The 20,579-nt window shown below is 51.1% G+C and carries 16 protein-coding genes; 12 read left to right on the top strand and 4 right to left on the bottom strand.

Going from position 1 to position 20,579, the window contains the following annotated elements; all coding sequences use genetic code 11:
- Positions 1-15: 15 nt before the first annotated feature.
- From H6F72_RS02205 to H6F72_RS02195, 3 genes are all read right to left on the bottom strand, one after another.
- The gene (locus H6F72_RS02205; protein ID WP_190431400.1) at positions 16-1,035 is read right to left on the bottom strand and encodes an ABC transporter ATP-binding protein; all 1,020 of its coding nucleotides are present in this window, start codon (positions 1,033-1,035) and stop codon (positions 16-18) included.
- Positions 1,036-1,093: 58 nt separating this feature from the next.
- Positions 1,094-2,089, bottom strand: a complete 996-nt coding sequence (locus tag H6F72_RS02200) for a heme o synthase (RefSeq protein WP_190431398.1) — start codon at positions 2,087-2,089, stop codon at positions 1,094-1,096.
- Between the two features lie 110 nt (positions 2,090-2,199).
- The gene (locus tag H6F72_RS02195) at positions 2,200-3,174 is read right to left on the bottom strand and encodes a heme A synthase (protein ID WP_190431396.1); all 975 of its coding nucleotides are present in this window, start codon (positions 3,172-3,174) and stop codon (positions 2,200-2,202) included.
- Positions 3,175-3,674: 500 nt separating this feature from the next.
- Between H6F72_RS02195 and H6F72_RS02190 the strand changes: the two genes are divergently transcribed.
- The 9 genes from H6F72_RS02190 (at position 3,675) to H6F72_RS02150 (ending at position 16,839) form a co-directional block, all read left to right on the top strand.
- Positions 3,675-4,802: a cytochrome c oxidase subunit II gene (locus H6F72_RS02190; protein ID WP_190431394.1), complete on the top strand. Its 1,128-nt coding sequence runs from the start codon at positions 3,675-3,677 to the stop codon at positions 4,800-4,802.
- An 89-nt stretch (positions 4,803-4,891) separates the two neighbouring features.
- A complete protein-coding gene (gene ctaD, locus H6F72_RS02185) occupies positions 4,892-6,658 on the top strand; it encodes a cytochrome c oxidase subunit I (protein ID WP_190431392.1) in 1,767 nt (588 codons plus the stop codon).
- A 49-nt stretch (positions 6,659-6,707) separates the two neighbouring features.
- Positions 6,708-7,340, top strand: coding sequence for a heme-copper oxidase subunit III (locus H6F72_RS02180; protein ID WP_190431390.1), 633 nt, complete (start codon positions 6,708-6,710; stop codon positions 7,338-7,340).
- Positions 7,341-7,452: 112 nt separating this feature from the next.
- Positions 7,453-8,661 (top strand): esterase-like activity of phytase family protein, encoded by a 1,209-nt coding sequence (locus H6F72_RS02175; protein WP_199298820.1) that lies wholly within the window; start codon positions 7,453-7,455, stop codon positions 8,659-8,661.
- A gap of 183 nt (positions 8,662-8,844) precedes the next feature.
- Positions 8,845-10,419: an alkaline phosphatase gene (locus H6F72_RS02170; protein ID WP_190431386.1), complete on the top strand. Its 1,575-nt coding sequence runs from the start codon at positions 8,845-8,847 to the stop codon at positions 10,417-10,419.
- A gap of 160 nt (positions 10,420-10,579) precedes the next feature.
- The gene (locus H6F72_RS02165; RefSeq protein WP_190431384.1) at positions 10,580-11,170 is read left to right on the top strand and encodes a chromophore lyase CpcT/CpeT; all 591 of its coding nucleotides are present in this window, start codon (positions 10,580-10,582) and stop codon (positions 11,168-11,170) included.
- 183 nt (positions 11,171-11,353) lie between these two features.
- Complete coding sequence (locus tag H6F72_RS02160) at positions 11,354-12,505, top strand: NAD-dependent epimerase/dehydratase family protein (protein WP_190431381.1); 1,152 nt, start codon at positions 11,354-11,356, stop codon at positions 12,503-12,505.
- 84 nt (positions 12,506-12,589) lie between these two features.
- Entirely contained in the window at positions 12,590-13,723 is a 1,134-nt protein-coding gene (locus H6F72_RS02155; RefSeq protein WP_190431379.1) for a glycosyltransferase family 1 protein, read from the top strand.
- A gap of 485 nt (positions 13,724-14,208) precedes the next feature.
- A complete protein-coding gene (locus H6F72_RS02150; RefSeq protein ID WP_190431377.1) occupies positions 14,209-16,839 on the top strand; it encodes a GAF domain-containing protein in 2,631 nt (876 codons plus the stop codon).
- A 93-nt stretch (positions 16,840-16,932) separates the two neighbouring features.
- Here the strand turns inward: H6F72_RS02150 and H6F72_RS02145 are convergent, their stop codons facing one another.
- Positions 16,933-17,190 (bottom strand): hypothetical protein, encoded by a 258-nt coding sequence (locus tag H6F72_RS02145; RefSeq protein WP_190431375.1) that lies wholly within the window; start codon positions 17,188-17,190, stop codon positions 16,933-16,935.
- 477 nt (positions 17,191-17,667) lie between these two features.
- Between H6F72_RS02145 and H6F72_RS02140 the strand changes: the two genes are divergently transcribed.
- From H6F72_RS02140 to H6F72_RS02130, 3 genes are read left to right on the top strand one after another with little or no spacing between them, the layout of a single operon-like run.
- Positions 17,668-17,856 carry a DUF4089 domain-containing protein gene (locus H6F72_RS02140; RefSeq protein ID WP_190431374.1) on the top strand — a complete coding sequence of 63 codons (189 nt, stop codon included), beginning with the start codon at positions 17,668-17,670 and terminating at the stop codon, positions 17,854-17,856.
- A complete protein-coding gene (locus H6F72_RS02135) occupies positions 17,853-19,250 on the top strand; it encodes an AtzE family amidohydrolase (protein WP_190431373.1) in 1,398 nt (465 codons plus the stop codon). The genes H6F72_RS02140 and H6F72_RS02135 overlap by 4 nt, the downstream gene beginning before the upstream one ends.
- Positions 19,247-20,431, top strand: a complete 1,185-nt coding sequence (locus tag H6F72_RS02130; protein ID WP_190431372.1) for an FAD-binding oxidoreductase — start codon at positions 19,247-19,249, stop codon at positions 20,429-20,431. The genes H6F72_RS02135 and H6F72_RS02130 overlap by 4 nt, the downstream gene beginning before the upstream one ends.
- The last annotated feature ends 148 nt before the right edge of the window (positions 20,432-20,579 follow it).

Raw genomic sequence — 20,579 nt, 5'->3', positions numbered from 1 at the left:
ATTAGGGCTCAGGGATTAGCGCATATTTTGTTTACGTTCGGCTTTGGGATCACGACTCTCTGCCGCTGCCAGTTCTGCATCTACCAGGGTACGACCTGTAGCAGCGAGGTAAACATCATCTAAACTGGGGCGGGCTTGGGCAATGCCAAACGTAGGTAGCCCAGCTTCTTTCAAGGCTTGCTGCACAGTGCCCAGTGCCTCGGTTTGGGACGCGACCACTAAGTTGAGTGAGTTACCTTGAGCACTGTTGATAATCACTTCTTGCACAGTTGGCAAAGCTGACAACATGGCTCTGGCTGCTTCTGCTTCCTCAAGAGGTGTAAACTCTCGAATTCTCAGGGTAATGCGATCGCCACCAACTTGATCTTTCAAGGCAGAAGGAGTACCTGTAGCAATCACCAAACCGCGATCGATAATGGCGACGCGATCGGCCAGAGCATCAATTTCTTCTAGATAGTGGCTAGTGATCAGTACCGCAGTGCCTTCTGCCCGCAACTGTCGCAGGAAGTTCCAGACGGCCACGCGACTCTCAATATCTAAGCCTACGGTTGGCTCATCCAAAACCAAGACATCTGGTTGGTGCAGCAAACCTGCCGCCAAATCTAGCCGCTTGCGGAGTCCACCTGAATAGGTGCCTGTCTTTTTATCGGCCCACTCTGCCAAACCCAGTAATTCGATCGCCTTAGCAATTTGTTCTTTAGCGATCGCACGGGGCAAATGATACAGCGCCGCTTGCAGTTGCAGCAGTTCCCGTCCAGTCAGAACCTTATCCAACGCCACCTCTTGAGCGACATACCCCAGCAACTGTCGAGCCGCTCTGGGGTTTTCAGTGGCTGAGACACCGGACACTTCGACTTGGCCAGCGTCCGGTTGCGCCAGGGTGCAAAGGCAGCGAATCGTAGTAGTTTTACCCGCACCATTCGGTCCTAGGAGACCAAAAATCTCTCCTGGCTCCACCTGAAAAGAAACGTCTTTAACCGCTTCAACCTGACCGTAGTGCTTCTGGAGGTGTTGAATCAGAACAGCGGGAGGCATAGCGATCAATATTCCTTGGCAATTTATAACTAAAGTTTAAGCAGCATCTCCTTTTATTCTAAACAGTTAGACCTTGCAGCATCGGAATGGCGCTGATGAGAGCTTGCAAATGCTCGGTGCAGAAACTCAAGAGTTGATGGGTGACAGGTAGACTATCAACTACCATGCCTGCACAAAGCAGCATCATGTAGAGAATGGAATACTTAAACAGCGATCGCGCTTGGTCTAGATCCTCAGGAGCTTGCATCAGTTGCCATGCCTTCTGAACCAAGACTCCACCCAGCAGCAATGCCACGACTGCGTACACAGCGCCCATTACATGCAGCGGATAAACCAGCAGTAGCGTGACGGGGATCAAGAGCAAGCTGTACCACAAAATCTGCCGAGCCGTTGCTGCTTCTCCTTCAACCACGGGCAACATCGGCACGCCAACACTCGCGTAGTCTTTACGGATCATCAGCGCCAAGGCCCAGAAATGCGGTGGTGTCCAGAAAAAGACAATTGCAAACAGCACCCAAGCGGCCCAGCTCAGATCACCTGTCACAGCCGCCCAACCCACTAAGGGTGGGATCGCACCCGCAGCTCCGCCAATCACAATGTTTTGGGTGCTGTGCCGTTTGAGCCAATGGGTATAGACCAAGACATAGACCAAAATGCCCGACATCGCTAGCAGGGCGCTGAGTAGATTGGCAAAGACTACCAGCAAAGAAAAGGAAATTGAAGCTAGGGCGAGCGCGAAAATCAGCGCATCCCGAGGCTGCACTCGTCCAGACGGTAGGGGTCGATGGCGAGTCCGCTCCATCACATAGTCAATATCGCGATCGTATAAACAGTTGATCGTGTTCGCTGAAGCCGCTGCCAAAGTACCACCCGTCAGCGTCACGAGCAGGAGCAGCGGATTAACTTGGCCCTCGGCTGCAATCCACATGCCACCCGCAGTCGTAATTAGCAGCAGCAGGATAATGCGAGGTTTGGTGAGTTGGTAGTAGCTCTGAATAACCTGAACCAAGTTTTGGTTGCGGCGGGGGGCTTGAGTCCAAAGCGTTTCTTGCATTATTTAGTTCCTATAAAACTTGCAGGCTACAACAGCAGAGCCATACATCTACTGATTTGTAAGCCATCAATGGCCTGACTCTGTTCTTTCAGGTCTTGCCAGAAAAGAAGCTAGGCAGGTTCAGACTGAGCACTCGGCAAGGATTGCCCTGATGAGGTTGTTGACTCAGTAGCTTTAGCACTAGCGCGATCGCGAAGAGCCAGCACCGTAAACGCTACCAGCGTTCCGAGTAAGCCAGCACCGATTGCTTGGTGAGCCACAGTCAGGGGTTCAACTTGTAGGTGTAAGCGAAATGTAGCGATCCCCAAGGCAACTTGCAACACCAACAAACCTGCAATCCAGTTGGCAAATTGGCGCAGCAGGGGGCTGAGCGCAGGGGTTCGCCAAGCGAGCCACACCGTTGCAATGGTGGCTAAACTAGCGGGCACCACTCCAGCGATATGGCTGTTCATGACTTGGCAAAGCTGGGCGGCACCAAAGCATTGGTGTAATGCCCACTGAGAGCCAACTAACGCGCCTAAAATGCTTTGAGCATAGACGAAAACAGCGGCGCTCAAGCTGACCCAGGGAAGTTGGCCAACGGTGCCTGTGCCTTGGTAAGGCACCAATGCCATGCGAATCACGAGCAACGTCGTGAAATATAACAGCGCCGTTCCCAAATGAGCCGTAACGATGTCGAAGCGGAGGAGTTCAGTAACCGTCAGCCCTCCCAACGCTCCTTGAAACACAATTAAGCTCACTACCAGCGTGGCAGACCAAGGCAACCAAGCTGGCAATTGGCGGCGATTCCACCAAGTAACTCCAAATAAAGCGAGCGAAGACAAACCTAGAAGGGCGGCATCTAAGCGGTGAAACCACTCTAGGAACACTTGCAGATTCATCTGCTGGCGGGGCACCAACTCGCCATAGCACAAAGGCCAGTCGGGGCAGGCTAATCCAGCATTCATGACTCGGGTAGCACTGCCAATCGCCATCAACAGCAACGTCGCGATCGCCATCCGCATGACAAAGCGTGAGATCCATTGAATGAGCTGGGATGACTCTGTCGCTGATTCAGGGTGGCGAGGTAAGACAGAATCTGTCATAAGCGGTACCCTAACAAAAATCAAAATTTACAAAGATTTGAGCCATCTCTTATCCTCACCCTAACACTGGATTTTCAGGATGAAGGGCTCTAGTTATTACTTTAAGGACGCTATCCTGAGATAGAGGTAGGTTTAGGAATTTCTTCGGATTGTGAAGCAAGCCGTGAGTGGTTACATCTGACTTTGAAAAGTTAAACCCGTGTAAAATTCAGACCTAGGATAAACACTTCTAGCGCTTGATTCATCTCTCTTCGGTGCGATCCCGAAGAAATTCCTAAAGATATACAATGACGACCGATCTTCCTAACTCCCTGCTTTACCTTGGTAGGTAGATCGCACTGATAAAGCTTGATGATCCTATTTGCATTTAGCAAATTAATTCAGTTTTGTGGGAAGTCTCTGAGTTGAATTTCCTCATTTAATGAGATCCGAACTCATGAATAAAGAATTAGTTGCTACTTAATCTCAAACTTAGTTTTGATAGGACTCTCTAACTAGCCGTGAAAATCCCAAGCGCTATTTCAGCCATGATTGCTGGCATCCTACTGACACTCGTGAGTGTTTGGTACGGCCAAAATCATGATTTGTTGCCAATTGCAGCTTCTGAAGAAGCTTCTCTCGTAGACGGGCTCTTCAATGTGATGATGACTATCGGAACTGGCATTTTCTTGTTAGTTCAGGGAGTCCTCATTGTTTCCATCATTCGATTCCGACGGCGTGAGGGGGACGATACAGACGGGCCTCCCATCCACGGCAACATTCCCCTGGAAATCCTTTGGACCGCGATCCCCGCCATCATTGTTTTGGGTATTTCGGTCTATAGCTTCGAGGTTTATCTGCGGGAAGGGGGGGTTGATCCCATGAATCACGCGGCTGCCCATGCTCCTAAACCAGAGCGGATCGCTCAAATGCCTGGAGCGGCGATCGCGGCCACCCTCACGGATGCACCCGCCACAGAAAATCGCAATCAACTAGAGCAAGAGAAGGCTCTGCAAGATCCGGCGACAGCTGCGGTTAGAAATGAAACGATTCCTCAGCGCAAGGATGCTCCGAGTGAAGGAGTTACCGCAGGCAAGGTAGGGGCAACACCTGATAAGCAAGGCAAAGCCCCCGAAATGGTGGTGAACGTCACAGGCTTGCAATTCGCCTGGATCTTTACTTACCCAGACAGCGGTATTGTTGCGGCTGAGTTGCATGTCCCGGCAGGGCGCGAAGTTAAGCTCAACATCTCTGCCAACGATGTGATTCATGCCTTCTGGGTACCAGAATTTCGCTTGAAGCAAGATGCAGTGCCTGGCTTGCAGAGTGAACTACGCTTTACGCCTAATAGAGTTGGCGAATATCCCCTGATTTGTGCCGAGCTTTGCGGTGCCTACCACGGTGCGATGAAAACTAAAGTCTTGGTTCAGGCCCCTGGAGACTTTGATAATTGGGTTCAAAGTCAGAAGGCAACTGCATCAGCAGACTTAACCCAGGCGATCGCGGCTAACCCAGCCGAGCTATCTACCGATGAATTTTTAGCGCCTTACACCCAAGATTTAGGCATCAGCGCAGCAGCCCTCCAGGAACTTCCCCATAGCATGCATCAAATGCATCATGCGGATACTGTTGGTAGTACTGCTAGCTAAATCACGCTCAAATTTAAGGTCTGTTGAGTTTTGCTTTCAGAGAAATTTAGAGACTGTCACTTGGCATCTCTCTGTTGTGAGAATTGGCTATGACACAAGCACAGCTTCAAGAAACTGCCAACATCCCCGCCCACGGCTCCGAGCCTAAAGTGACCCATTGGCGCGAATATTTTGGCTTTAGTACTGACCACAAGGTGATTGGGATTCAGTACCTAGTCACTACGTTTATCTTCTATTTAATTGGTGGTGTCCTGGCAACTGCCGTCCGCACCGAACTGGCAACGCCAGAAGTTGATTTTGTCAGCCGCGAGGTTTACAACAGCTTATTTACGGTCCACGCCACGATCATGATCTTTTTGTGGATCGTGCCAGCAGGGACGGGTGGCTTTGGCAACTTCTTGGTGCCCCTACTGATTGGGGCCAGAGACATGGCCTTCCCCCGCCTGAATGCGATCGCCTTCTGGATTATTCCACCCGCAGGCTTATTGCTCCTTAGTAGCTTTCTGGTGGGGGCACCAGGTTCAGGTTGGACCTCTTATCCGCCTCTCAGCACTATGGCTGCTGGCAAGGCTGGAGAAGCAATCTGGATCATGAGTGTGCTGTTGCTTGGAACCTCTTCGATCCTGGCAGCGGTCAACTTCATCGTCACGATTGTGAAGATGCGGGCCCCTGGCATGGGCTACAACCAGATGCCGTTGTTCTGCTGGGCTATGCTCTCCACTTCAGCCCTAGCGCTGATTGCGACTCCAGTTCTAGCAGGCGCACTGATTCTCTTAGCCTTTGATTTGCTGGCGGGAACGGCATTTTTCAACCCCACGGGTGGCGGTGACCCGATTGTTTACCAGCATTTGTTCTGGTTCTATTCGCACCCCGCCGTTTACATTATGATCTTGCCGTTCTTTGGCATGATCTCAGAAATTCTGCCAGTCCATGCTCGCAAGCCCATCTTTGGCTATAAGGCGATCGCTTACTCCAGCTTGGCGATTAGCTTCTTGGGCCTGATCGTGTGGGCACACCACATGTTCACCAGCGGCACCCCCGCTTGGCTGCGCATGTTTTTCATGATCACGACAATGGTGATCGCCGTCCCCACGGGGATCAAGGTGTTCAGTTGGCTGGCTACCATCTGGGGCGGCAAGCTACGGCTTAACAGCGCCATGCTGTTTGCGATGGGCTTTGTCTCCATGTTTGTGATCGGTGGCATCAGCGGCGTGATGGTGGCGGCTGTCCCCTTTGATATTCACGTCCACGACACTTACTTTGTCGTCGCCCACTTACACTACGTCCTGTTTGGTGGTAGCGTCTTTGGCATCTACGCTGGCTTCTATCACTGGTTCCCCAAAATGACGGGGCGGATGCTGAATGAAACCTGGGGCAAAATTCACTTTGCCATGATGCTAGTCGGCTTCAATATCACCTTCATGCCCATGCACAAGCTAGGCATGGAAGGGATGAACCGACGCATTGCTGAGTACGATCCCAAGTTCGCCACCCTGAACCTAATTTGTTCGATCGGTGCCTATTTGCTGGCGCTCTCTACGATTCCTTTCATTGTGAATGCCTGCTGGAGTTGGATAGCGGGTCCCAAAGCCCCCGACAACCCTTGGCAAGGTCTCACCTTAGAGTGGATGACGACTTCCCCACCCCCTGTGGAAAACTTTGAGAGTGATCCCGTTTTGGCTACAGGCCCCTACGACTATGGGATGGGCAATCGCGCCACTCAAGTAGATGTACCGTTCTCAGATGCCCGCGATCCAGCTTTATCAGCGGGTCCTAGCTCTGCTCTCAGGGCTGAGCCTGATCCAGCGGTTGCAGCTCATCCTGATGATCGCCAAGGCGAAAGTCACAACCGCTGATCAACCCAGATAAATGCACTTGTCGTTGCGCTAAAGGCATTGGAGATTCATGCAAGGTTCCACGATTGATCCGTCAAAAGCTGAGCTAAATTACCATCACCAAGCCGAAGTGTCAGAAGTTTCGGCACACGGTGTTGAGCATCACGACTATCGCTTACTAGGCGTGATTGTCTTCCTGATTGCTGAGGGCATGATCTTCCTGGGCTTATTTACGGCTTATTTAACCTTCCGGGCTGTGGCTCCGAGTTGGCCCCCCGCAGGGACACCCAAGCTGGAATTACTTTTGCCCAGCATCAACACAGTCATTCTGATTGCTAGCAGCTTTGTGATTCACCAAGCCGATACAGCAGTCAAAAAGGACGATGTGAAAGGGTTGCGGACTTGGTTTGCCGTCACCGCTCTGATGGGAGCCGTCTTCTTGTGCGGTCAGATCTATGAGTACAAGCATCTAGAATTTGGCCTCACCTCAAACTTGTTTGGTAGCACTTTCTATGTCTTGACTGGCTTCCACGGTTTACACGTTTGCTTCGGTTTAGTGCTGATGCTGGGTGTGCTGTGGCGATCGCTCAAGCCCAACCATTACTCGAAGGAAAACCACTTTGGCGTAGAAGCGGCTGAACTCTATTGGCACTTTGTAGACGTAATCTGGGTGCTACTCTTTCTGCTGCTCTATCTACTCTAGAAACTGCTGCAACTTAAACTTAATCAGTCTTACCCCCTCTCCAGGGGGTTTTTAATTGCTAGTGAATTTAGCAAATATAGATAATGCTTTGTGTATGCGTCGAGGATGGGCAGTGAAACAGGATCAATCTTTTTCCTCAGCAGTTCTACGAGCGATCGCCCCATCGTTTAGGGCTTACCGTCGAGCCTTGAGCGCCCTGATTTTGATCATCCCCCTTTTACTCACTGCTTGCGGTGTACCGAGGATTTCCGCCGAGTCCAGACTGTTTTTAGACCGCTCCCTAGAGTTTTTGGACGAGTATCAACTATCCCAGTCCACTTACGACAACACCCCAGTCGGAGCTTTGTCAGCTCTTACTTATGATCGACAGCACGATCGCTTTTATGCCGTTTCTAGTGATTCGAGTCAGCAAGCGCCAGCCAGGTTTTACACCTTCAAGCTCAGCCTGGATACCAGCGACGCGCAGGCTCCCAAAATTCAGCAGCTAGAAGTGGAGCAGGTGACACTACTGACGCAAGAGAACGGTCAACCCTATGCTCCTAATGCGATCGCTCCCGCTGGCATTGCCCTGTCTCCACAACAGTCTGTCTTTATTTCGAGTGACAGCTTAGATGCCGCAGGGAGCACTCCTTTAGTCGGCGAGTTTGATCTAGCGACAGGCAAGTTACGGCATCGCTTGCCCATCCCCAATCGGTATTTGCCTAGCACTGGCACGCCAGAAGCACCCGTAGGGGTTCAAGAACACGGAGCATTTTCGGCCCTCACCATCAGCGCTCCTAGTGTCAGCCCTGCTAACTTAGAACCATTTCGCATCTTCACTGCCACTCAATCAGCCTTGGTGCAAGATCGGGAAACAGAGAACCAAACCGCCAATAATCGCTTACTTCACTATCTGATCGGAGAAGGCCCTCCGGTGCTGATTGCCGAGCATGTGTATCCCATCAAGGCTCCTCCCGTTGGTGCGATCGCGCCTCAACTCACAGAACTGATGGTGCTCGACCAAGGCGGGCATTTCTTGAGCTTGGAAGAAACCCTAGATGACTCCACCCCTTCTGCCGAAATTTTCCAATTGGCAATGGGCAGCGCTACAGACACTTCTAGTTTGGCTAGCCTGCAAGGCGCAGAAGGCATCCAGCCAATCCGCAAGCGATCGCTATTAGACTTGAACAAGCTTGGGATTCCGCTGGGTGACTTAGCCGGGATGACTTTGGGGCCACAGTTGCCAGATGGCTCCCAAAGCCTACTGCTGGTCAGCAATAACCACTTACAAGCCGAACAACCAACTCAAGTGCTCTTGTTTCGGCTCAAAAATTCTACCTAAGCTGGCTCAAACCTTTGCTTCGGCTGCGTTACTGATTAATTTGACTTTAATGACATCTTGAAGCCTCGTTAATCCCTCACTGGTAGGTTATTTCTAGCTGGGCAGTCACTTTCAGCTCTATGGGTCGTGATGATTCGGGCCAATGCTGAACAAGTCCTGCTTTTAACTAGGGTGAGGAGAGAAATGGATTCCTTGCAATTTGACCGTTTGCTATCCGCTCGTATGAAGCGGCGTAGTCTAATCATTGGGGCAGGAGCGTTAGCAGGGTTGGCGATCGCGAGCCAGAAACCCAGCCGAGTCATTGCAACTCCTCGCTTTACGGACTATCCCTTCAGTCTGGGTGTCGCCTCCGGTGATCCGTTGCCTACCAGCGTGGTGCTGTGGACCAGACTCGCACCTGATCCCCTCAACGGTGGCGGGATGATTCCCAACCCAGTGCCAATCCAATGGCAAGTGGCGACAGATGCCCCCATGCGGCAAGTAGTCCAGCGGGGCACAGCAATGGCTACCCCGGAGCTCGCCCACTCAGTACGTGTGGTTGTGGAAGGTTTGCAACCCGATCGCTGGTATTGGTATCAATTTCAGGTCGGTAAAGAAATTAGTCCCATTGGTCGCACTCGGACTGCCCCTGCTTTAGGCGATCGCCTCGCTCGTTTGCGCTTTGCCTTTGCCTCTTGCCAAGATTGGCAAAACGGCTATTACACTGCTTATAAACATTTGGCTGAAGAAGACCTAGATCTGGTTCTCCATTTAGGCGACTACATCTACGAATACGGCCCCGAAGCAGGCAAACCCAGACAACATAATGGCCCTGAAATTGTCAGTCTAGAAGATTACCGCAACCGCCACGCTCTCTACAAAACTGACCCTAACCTTCAGGCGGCTCACGCCAACTTTCCTTGGATCGTCACCTGGGATGACCATGAAGTTGACAACAACTACGCCGATGCCATTCCTGAAGATGACCAAAGCCAACAAGCGTTTCTCAGCCGTCGGGCCAATGCCTACCGCGCGTACTACGAGCACATGCCCTTACGCCCTACCGCATTTCCGAAAGGGCCAGATTTGCAGTTTTATCGTCGCTTCGCCTTTGGGGACTTGCTGGAATTTAATGTGCTAGACACTCGGCAATATCGCACCGATCAGCCTTGTGGAGATGAACTCAAACCTCGCTGCCCAGAAGCGTTTGCAACTCAAGCAACCCTCACAGGCCTCAAGCAGGAGCAGTGGCTCTACCGGAATTTAACCCGTTCGCGATCGCGCTGGAATGTCTTGGCTCAGCAGGTGATGCTGGCTCAGTTCGACTTTGATCCCCGACCCACCTCAGAACTGTTCAATATGGATCAGTGGGATGGGTATGTGGCGGCTCGGCAACGCCTGTTCCAGTTTCTTCAAAATCGCCAACCTAGCAATCCGGTTGTGCTGACAGGTGACATTCACTCTAGCTGGGTCCACGATTTAAAGGCTGACTTCAACAACCCCAATTCGGCCACCCTCGGCACTGAATTTGTGGGCACCTCCATTACGTCTGATTTCCCCCAAGCCTTTATTGCTCCTGTCACTGCAGCGCTGCCTGCTAACCTTCACACCAAGTTTTTTGATGGTGCTTTCCGGGGCTACGTCCGCTGCGAGGTCACACCCCAGCAATGGCAGACTGATTTCCGAGTTGTGTCTACCATTCTGGCTCCCGAGGCGACCGTCAGTACTTTGGCGAGTTTTGTCGTACAAGATGGGCAACCTGGAGCCCAACGAATTTAACCAGAATCCTCGACAGTAGCAAAATCAATCAAGCGATCGCCCTCACTCTGCCTTAAACATTGGCACTCAAAAGCTGGCCCTTAAAAACTAGCTAGATCCTAGACACTAGATCCTAGACAATAGTGGGGATCACTTTTAGATATGCGATTTTAATTTTTCCATGACTCACTCGACCGATGTTGGCACCTTAGCCCGCTGGATGGCGGCAGACTTTAGCAACCAAGAACAAGCCTTTGAGAACCCGCCTTTCTTTGCCCACATCCGGGTTTGTATGCGTCCCATTCCCCAAAAAATTCTGTCTGGCATCAGCCTGCTCGTTGAGCAAGCCTATGATTATCAGCTGAATGATCCCTATCGGGTGCGAGTGCTCAATTTGGTGGTGCAGGGCGATCGCATTGAAATTGAGAACTACACCGTCCGGGAAGAAGCGCGGTTTTATGGAGCCTCACGAGACCTAGAGCGCCTTAAAAGCCTCAAGGTTGAAGATCTAGAAAAATTGCCCGGATGCAACATGATTGCCGAGTGGACGGGCGACAGCTTTAAGGGCTACGTAGAACCTGGGAAAGGATGCATCGTGGTTCGCAAAGGTCAAACCACCTATCTCGACAGCACGTTTGAGATAGACGGCGAAAAATTTATTAGCCACGATCGCGGTCGAGATCCTGAAACAGACGAGCATGTCTGGGGTGCAGTTGCGGGCCCCTTCTATTTCGTCCGTTGGGCCAACTTTGGCGACGAAGTGAGAGTTTAAAATTTCTGTTCCGGGGGGAGGTCTCAATGAGCCCCATTCCTGGTACGGTGTGTAAAAGGTTCTCAAAGTTCATTCCAGTCTTGGGCTGATAGTGAACTCAGAACTTAGTCTAGTCTGTCCCCAGGCGGAAAAACTCTAGACCTGACGGATTCAGCGAACACTACTCGTGCAAGATTCAGCAAGATGAAAGTCCTGGTTATTGGCGGCGATGGTTACTGCGGTTGGGCAACTGCGCTCTACCTCTCCAATCGAGGTTATGAAGTCGGCATTCTGGACAGTATGGTGCGCCGACACTGGGATACGGAACTTTGCATCGAAACCCTGACCCCCATTGCACCGATCCAACAACGGCTCCAGCGTTGGAAAGATTTAACCGGAAAGTCCATAGACCTCTTTATTGGTGACATTACCAATTACGAGTTCTTGAACAAAGCGCTTCATACCTTCGAGCCAGAAGCAATTGTGCACTTTGGGGAACAGCGTTCTGCCCCCTTCTCCATGATTGACCGCGAGCACGCCGTCCTCACCCAGGTCAACAACGTGGTTGGAACGCTGAACCTGCTCTACGTGATGCGTGAAAGCTTCCCTGACTGCCATCTCGTCAAGCTGGGCACGATGGGTGAATATGGCACACCTAATATTGATATTGAAGAAGGCTACATCACGATCGAGCACAACGGTCGTAAGGATACCCTGCCCTATCCCAAGCAACCTGGCTCGTTCTACCACCTCAGCAAAGTCCACGACAGCCACAATATTCACTTTGCTTGTCGGGTTTGGGGCCTGCGTGCTACCGACTTGAACCAAGGCGTGGTTTATGGCGTCCTCACCGAAGAAACCGGAATGGACGAGCTGTTGATCAACCGCTTAGACTACGACGGCGTTTTTGGTACTGCGTTGAACCGCTTCTGTATTCAAGCTGCTACTGGACACCCGATCACGGTGTATGGGAAGGGCGGTCAGACTCGTGGCTTCCTAGATATCCGCGATACCGTGCGTTGTGTGGAGCTGGCGATCGCGAACCCCGCTGACGCTGGTCAGTTCCGAGTCTTCAACCAATTCACCGAGCTCTTCAGCATTGGCGACTTAGCCACGATGGTGAAGCAAGCGGGTGCTTCCTTGGGCCTAGATGTGAAAGTTGATCACATCGACAACCCCCGGGTCGAGCTAGAAGAGCATTACTTCAATGCCAAAAATACCAATCTGCTCAGCCTCGGATTGCAACCTCACTTCCTCTCCGATTCCTTGCTCGATTCCTTGCTGAACTTTGCTGTAAAGTACCAGGATCGCGTTGACCAGAATCAAATCCTTCCCAAAGTTTCTTGGCGTAGATAACCATCTCAGGCAGAGCTTCTTCTAGGGGCTCTGCTTTTTTTCAACCCTAAAAAAGTTGTCAGCAATTAAGTATTTCTAGACTTTATGCGAATTGCTCTATTCACTGAAACCTTTTTGCCCAAGGTTGATGGAATTGTCACGCGCCTACGCCATACCGTTGAGCACTTACAGCGTACTGGCGATCAAGTGCTTGTTTTTTCCCCAGACGGAGGATTAACTGAGTACAAAGGTGCCAAAATTTATGGGGTACCGGGAATTCCTCTGCCCTTGTACCCAGAGCTAAAGCTGGCTTTTCCTCGCCCTTCAATTGGGGAAGCCTTGGAGCGATTTCGCCCAGACCTAGTTCATATCGTCAATCCTGCCGTGTTGGGATTGGCAGGTTTGTACTACAGCAAAACCCTAAAAATTCCTTTAGTTGCTTCCTACCACACTCACCTCCCTAAGTACTTGGAGCACTATGGCTTGGGCATGTTAGAAGGTCTGCTCTGGGAACTGCTGAAAGCGGGCCACAACCAAGCGCAGCTCAACTTATGCACCTCTACCGCGATGGTAGAAGAACTCACCGCTCACGGCATTGAGCGCGTAGACCTTTGGCAACGAGGCGTAGATACAGAAACATTTCAACCGAGCTTAGCCAGTCAGGAGATGCGATCGCGCCTCAGTCAAGGCCACCCAGAAGCACCGTTATTGCTTTATGTGGGTCGCCTCTCCGCCGAAAAAGAAATCGATCGGATCAAGCCTGTTTTGGAAGCAATTCCCAACGCTCGCTTGGCTTTAGTGGGAGATGGCCCGTTTCGGCAGGAACTCGAAAAGCATTTTGCGGGCACCCCCACCCACTTCGTTGGGTATCTCGGAGGCAAAGAGCTATCGAGTGCCTTTGCTTCTGCTGATGCCTTTGTCTTTCCTTCCCGGACCGAAACTTTAGGGCTGGTACTCCTAGAAGCGATGGCGGCAGGTTGCCCAGTGGTTGCAGCTCGCTCTGGGGGAATTCCTGACATTGTTACGGATGGCGTCAATGGCTACCTGTTTGACCCCACCGATGAGCAAGGGGCGATCGCGGCCACTCAAGCTTTGCTCAATCAAATTGAGAAGCGCGAAACTCTGCGCCAAAATGCCCGCCTAGAAGCAGAACGTTGGGGTTGGGCCGCTGCCACTCGTCAGCTTCAGAGTTATTACCGTGCTGTGGTTAACTCTCAAGTCTTACCTTCAGCAGCTTAAAAGTACCGATTCAGACAATTCAAACCTCATCCCGCCTACGGCACCCCTCTCCCATATGAGAGGGGATGGAGGAGAGGGTATGCTCAGCAGAACTACAGTTCTGTATAAGTTGTTGCTTGTTGGACTGTAGACAACCAGTTACATTCGTAGTGGTTCTGTTATTGCTCAGTCTTGTGAGGGGATACTAACCTTGACTGAACCAATAACCTGTTTTAGTTGCAGCGATCTCTTGATTAATCGAGAATACCTCACGACACTATAGATAAGAACCGATCTGAACTTGAACGAGTTGGGTATCCCCAGACCTGAATCAAGTTTTCTGACTGGCTCTGGGTGGTATCAGCTTGACTAGACAAGCTACGCTAATCAACAGGAAATGAGCTTTAGTGTAGTGTCTATAAAAACATCTAATTCTCCTGCGATCGCCTCGCTCAGAATCCATCTACCAAGCATGGGCTGCCTCGCCCCATTTATCGGTCATGACTATGACACTCCATAATTCTGGCGCTGTGCCTCAAGCGGGTGGCATGCTGGCTACCCTGACTCAAGCCAATAACCGTAAAGGCAACCTAACTCATCGCGTCAAGGATTTACCTATTCCGCAATTCATTGATTTGCTGGAGCAGATTACCCGTGAGTTTGAGCACTTTTTACGGGCGATCGATTTAATTAATAATGAAACCTTAGAGACGCTGCTAGAGCAGATTCTAGAGGCATTTACCTTAAAAATTGGCCAAATTCTTCAGGCCGATCGCACCACTATTTTTTTGGTAGATGAAGAAAAAGCGCAGCTTTGGGCCAAAATTGCTCAGAGCGATGACGGCAAGTCACCAGAAATTCGCATCCCCATTGATAAAGGCATTGCAGGTCACGTCGCTACGACCGGAGAATGCCTAAATATTCCTGACGCCTACAGTCATCCTCTCTTTAATAAAGAAGTTGATAAGCAAACGGGCTACCATACCAAAAATATCTTGTGCATGCCTATTTTTAATAAGCATGAGCGGGTGGTTGCAGTCGTCCAGTTGCTGAACAAGATGGGAGGGATGCCATTTGACGCCACAGATGAGCAACACTTCCGTGAATTTGCTTCTTCGATTGGCATCATCCTAGAAAGTTGTAATACGTTCTACATTGCCGCCCGCAACCAGCGGGGGGTGGCAGCGCTACTAGAAGCGACCAAAATGTTGGGGCGCAGCTTAGATCTAGAAACCACCCTGCGGGCAGTGATGAATCAAGCGCGTGACTTGATGCAGGCCGATCGCAGCACTTTGTTCTTATTGAGCCGGGAAACCAATGAGCTGTGGACCAAAGTTGCGGCAGCCGACGAAAAAACAATTTTGGAAATCCGCATTCCTGCCAATAAAGGCATTGCTGGGTACGTCGCTTCGACGGGTGAAACCCTAAACATCCCGAATGCTTACGAAGACCCACGCTTTGATCCCAGCACTGATAAGAGAACGGGTTATTACACTCGCAATATTCTCTGTATGCCCGTATTTAACTCCAGCAGCGAGCTGATTGGAGTCACCCAGTTAATTAATAAGCACCAAGGCAGCTTTACTAACTCTGACGAAGAGTTCATGCGGGCCTTTAATATTCAGGCGGGGATTGCCTTAGAAAATGCCCAACTGTTTGAGAACGTGCTGCTGGAGAAACAGTATCAGAAAGACATGCTGCAAAGTCTGTCGGATGCGGTGATCTCCACCGACATGCAAGGCAGAATCGTCACTATTAATGATGCGGCCATTGAGTTGCTAGGCTGCCCGGTCCGCAAAGCCAGTGGCAAGGTGAATAAATTGCACTGGCAAGACAAGCTGGTGGGCCGCTACGTCTGGGACATTATTCCCATTGAGAACTTGCAAATGCGTTTGCAAGATAGCTTAAAAACTGCGGCTAAACACTATGTACCAGAACAAAGCTTAACAGTGGGGCTGCATATTGCCACGAGTGCTGTAAGCGAAGGAACTGTAGAAGATGACGGCAACACCGTATACACCTTAACGATTAGCGATCGCACCGACCCCAGCCGCTACGTTGCTTGGAACGAACTGCCGACGGAACCAGCAAATGAAGCCAGCAATGGCAACTATGTAGTCGAGCCGACTTACTTCACCAAAGCGCAAATCCGGGAAATTGAGCGTAGTATTAACCTCACGGTGAATCCCCTCACCAACCCAGAAGGTAGCGTGCGCGGTGGCTTGGTAGTGCTAGAAGACATCAGCCAAGAGAAGCGGATGAAGACAACCATGTATCGCTACATGACCCCAGGCGTGGCAGAGCGAGTCATGGCTTTGGGCGAAGATGGCCTCATGGTAGGTGAGCGTAAAGAAGTTACGATTCTGTTCTCGGATATTCGTGGCTACACCACTTTGACGGAAAACTTGGAAGCGACCAAAGTCGTCGAGCTGCTGAATCAGTACTTTGAGACGATGGTGGAAGCGATTTTTAACTATGAAGGCACCCTGGACAAGTTCATCGGGGATGCGATCATGGCTGTGTTTGGTGCGCCTCTCCCTCTCAACGAAAACCATGCCTGGATGGCAGTGCAATCGGCGCTGGATATGCGGCGACGGCTCAAGGAGTTTAACGAGGCGCGAATGGTGGAAGCCCAGCCCCAAATTCACATCGGGATTGGGATTAGTTCTGGAGAAGTGGTTTCTGGCAACATCGGCTCCCAGAAGCGCATGGACTACACCGTGATCGGCGATGGCGTCAATCTCAGCTCTCGCCTAGAAAGTGTAACGAAGGAATATGGCTGCGATATTGTGCTGAGCGAGTTCACTTACGAACTGTGCCGCGATCGCATTTGGGTGCGAGAACTCGACAAAATTCGAGTCAAAGGCAAGAACAGACCTGTCAGCATTTTTGAGCTAATTGGCGATCGCCGGGAGGCTCTGCCAGCCGAAAGCGAAGATTTTTTAGGTCTGTATATTGCTGGACGCACAGCCTACACTCAAATGGAATTTCAAGCCGCGCTCAAGCACTTCAGCGCTGCTCAAAAATTGCGAGAAACTGATCAAGCGGTGGAAGCCCATCTCCGGCGAATTCAAGACTACCTCACGAATCCGCCCCCCGAAGACTGGGACGGCGTGCACACGATGACAAGTAAGTAGCCAAGTCAACAGCGTCCACAGAAGTAGACTATTCACTTCTATGGACGCTGCTTAGATCGCTCAATTGCCAACAAACTTGGCTCAAAACCTTGGTTAAAAGCCCTCGTCTTGCTGATGAAAAGGCTTTTGCCCAATTCCTAGCTGCTTCTTGGTCCGCTTTAGCTGTTTCCACAGCGCCTTCACTTGTTTGTAGGACTCCTCAGGCGTGAGCTTGCCACCTGTCTCTAGGCAACAGATGTAACTCACTCGTTGAGCGAACTCTTGCAAGTTGGCGTTGAAAACTAAATTTTCTGGCTTCACCTCGCCATGATAACGACTGCGCGGATAGAGAAAGTTAGAGCGTTCTGTCACAGTTTCCTCCCTGAGTTTTTAAATTGTTATCTTGTCTGAGTTGTTAACCCTGTAGCCCCTGATACAAGTTCCTGCGGCGATCGCTGGCTCGAAGATCTGAACAGATTTCAGAAGCCAGGGTTTGATCAAAAAAAGCTAATGGATCTTTAATTACTTATTAACCAGATCTTAACCAAAAAGTGCTCCCACTCCAGTAATAGTCAATACATATATATCTCTCTTAGCTTTAAAGCAGCCTTAAGGCGGTGATTCGCAGCAGGACTCATTAGAATAACAAGTTTTACTTCAGTTAAGAATAGATTAAGGAAATCCAGTTAAGTAGAGTTGCTTATTCGCTCGTCACAGCATTTTTGTAGGTTTTAATACTGACTCTCTGAAGCGAAGATTCAGCCATCTACCCACGCCGAGATTTATTTTTCCAGCCCTGAGATATCACGCAAATTCATTACTATAGGCTTAGCCACGTCTTACTAAACCATGTCAAACGCCACTATTGACCCAACGGATTACGTTCACGCTGCGGCCAGCTTGATCGATTTGCCCCTTGACCCAGAAGGTGTCCCTAGTGTCGTCACCAACTTTGCTCGCATTCAGGCGATCGCGGAGCTGGTGCTGGAGTTTCCGCTCCCCGACCAGATTGAAGCTGCTCCGATTTTTGTCCCATGAGGCCAGCAGATGCTACAAGCATAGCGGCGGCAATCCGCGATCGCGAAGTCACAGCTAAAGCGGTTACAGCGGCGGCTTTGGCAAAAATTGCGGAACTAAATCAGCACCTCAACTGCTTTACCGCAGTGATAGCAGATACGGCTTTAGCGACCGCTGAGCAGATTGACCATGCGATCGCCCAAGGGCAAGATCCTGGGCCTTTAGCTGGCGTGCCCTTTGCGGTCAAAAATCTGTTTGATGTTCAAGGTTTGACCACCTTAGCAGGCTCCAAGATCAACGCGGAACAAGCACCTGCCACCACCGATGCAACAGCAGTAGCCAAGTTGCGCCAAGCGGGAGCAGTTTTGCTGGGTACGCTCAACATGGACGAGTATGCCTATGGCTTTGTCACCGAGAACAGCCATTATGGACCGACTCACAACCCTCACGATCTAAATCGGGTGGCAGGTGGCTCCTCTGGAGGTTCAGCAGCGGCAGTGGCAGCGGGTTGCGTTCCCTTGACCTTAGGGTCTGATACGAATGGCTCTATCCGGGTGCCCGCGGCGTTATGTGGCGTGCTTGGCCTCAAACCTACTTATGGGCGTTTATCCCGCGCTGGCACCGTTTTGTTTTCCAGTAGCTTTGACCATATTGGACCTTTTGCTCATTCAGTACGAGATTTAGCCGCTGTTTTTGATGTGTTGCAAGGCCCCGACCCCCGCGATCCCGTCTGTACCGCGCGCGCGCCTGAACAATGTCTGCCCCAACTCCAGCAAGGCTTTGACGGAGTGAGAATCGCGATCGCAACTGACTACTTTGCCCAAGGCGCGATCCCAGAAGCGCTAGAGGTGGTGGAGCAAGTCGCAGCCGCTCTAGGCGCAACTCAGCGCATTACCATACCAGAGGCGCACCGAGCTAGAGCCGCAGCTTTTGTCATTACCGCAGCGGAAGGCGCTAATTTTCATGCGGCCAACTTACGATCGCGCCCCCAAGACTTCGACCCTGCGACTCGCGATCGCTTTCTAGCTGGGTCTTTAATTCCAGCTCATTGGTATCTCCAAGCCCAACGCTTTCGCCGCTGGTTTCAGCATCAGGTGCAAGAAATCTTTCAAACTGTGGACTTGATCTTGGCTCCCACAACTCCTTATCCTGCTCCCTTGATCAGCCAAGAAACCATCGTGCTTGATGGAGTCGAGATGCTCATTCGACCCAACCTAGGGTTATTTACTCAGCCTCTATCCTTTATTGGGCTGCCAGTCTTATCAGTGCCGATTCAGCGACCAGGCCAGTTGCCTCTAGGCGTACAACTCATAGCCGCACCTTATAATGAAGCCTTGATTCTTCGTGTAGCCGCATTCCTAGAAACGGCTGGCATCGTATCTGCGCCTATTGTTCAACCGCGAATCGAGGTATGAGTACATACGACTGGATTGTGCTCGGAGGTGGAGTCACAGGAGCAGCCCTGAGTTATGAACTCGCTCAGAAACAGTTTTCTGTGCTCCTCATCGAGCAACATGCCACCTTACAAGGGGCAACTCGGTTAAGCTATGGCGGCATTGCCTATTGGTCTGGCACAACCGATTTAACCCGACAACTTTGCCAAGCAGGTTGGCAGCGCTATCCCAACTTAGCAGCGGAGCTAGGAGCAGAAATTCACTTTCGGGAATTAGATTTGTTGCTCACAGTGGCTGCCGATCGTGACCCCACTGCTATCGCTTCTAGTTACACTGATTATGCGATTCCCCCGCGTTTGCTCAGCGTGGCTGAAGCCTGCGAGTTAGAGCCCTTGTTAAATCCTGAGGCGATCGCCGGAGCCTTTACGGTGCGCCACGGTCAGGTTGACCCAGAAGCCATGACCCAAGCCTATCAGCAAGCCTTTGTGCGATCGGGCGGCAAAATTGTCATCGACTCAGTGATGGGATTGCAGCGACAAAACCAGCGCATTACCGGGGCGATCGCGACACAGCAGATTTATACAGCCGCCAATGTCGTGATTTGTGCGGGTGGCTGGAGCCGAGCTTTGTTGGCCGAAGCAGGATTGACAGTGCCCCTCTACTTTACCCATGCTGAACTAATCGAGACACCCCCAGTTGATGTCCAGCTACGAACGCTAGTAATGACAGCAGAGATGCAGCGTTTTCAGTTAGAGGCGCAAGCCAGCACAACTGATAAAGAGCAGCAGTGGCAGCAACCGGATACAGAGTTATCGCCTTTCGTTCTGGATGCAGGTGCCGTGCAACTGGCAAATGGCAGTCTCCGCTTGGGGCAAATTAGCCGGGTCCTTAGTAATCCACAAGCTCAAGTGGATGCTGTGGCCAGCGAAGCCGCCATCCGGACAGCAGTTGGCCAGGTGTTACCAAGTTTGCAAAATCTCCCTGGTCAATGGCAGCAATGCTTGGTTGCCTTTAGCCGCGATCGCCTCCCCTTAATTGGGGCGGTTCCCGAAACCACTGGGTTATACGTTTTCTCTGGCTTTAGCAACCCCTTCGCGATCGTGCCTCCTTTAGCAGAACGGTTTGCTGAAGCTGCCTCAGGCCAAACAGACTCAATTTTGACGCAACTCTCGCCAGCTCGCTTCGCTACGCCTGTAACTTAATCAATTAAACCGATAAACTAGGTCCATCAAACGCTCAATGACGGCTTCTTAAGACAGGGTAGAGTTCTAAAACGCTCAAGTGCCTGAGTTTAAGCCAAGAATAGCTCACACAGTAGACCCAGCTTAAATGGAGTTCATTTAGAATGGG

Source organism: Trichocoleus sp. FACHB-46 (genome assembly GCF_014695385.1).
GTDB lineage: Bacteria > Cyanobacteriota > Cyanobacteriia > FACHB-46 > FACHB-46 > Trichocoleus.
Note: the sequence above shows the minus strand (reverse complement) of the source record. Positions and strands in the feature narration are given on the sequence as shown.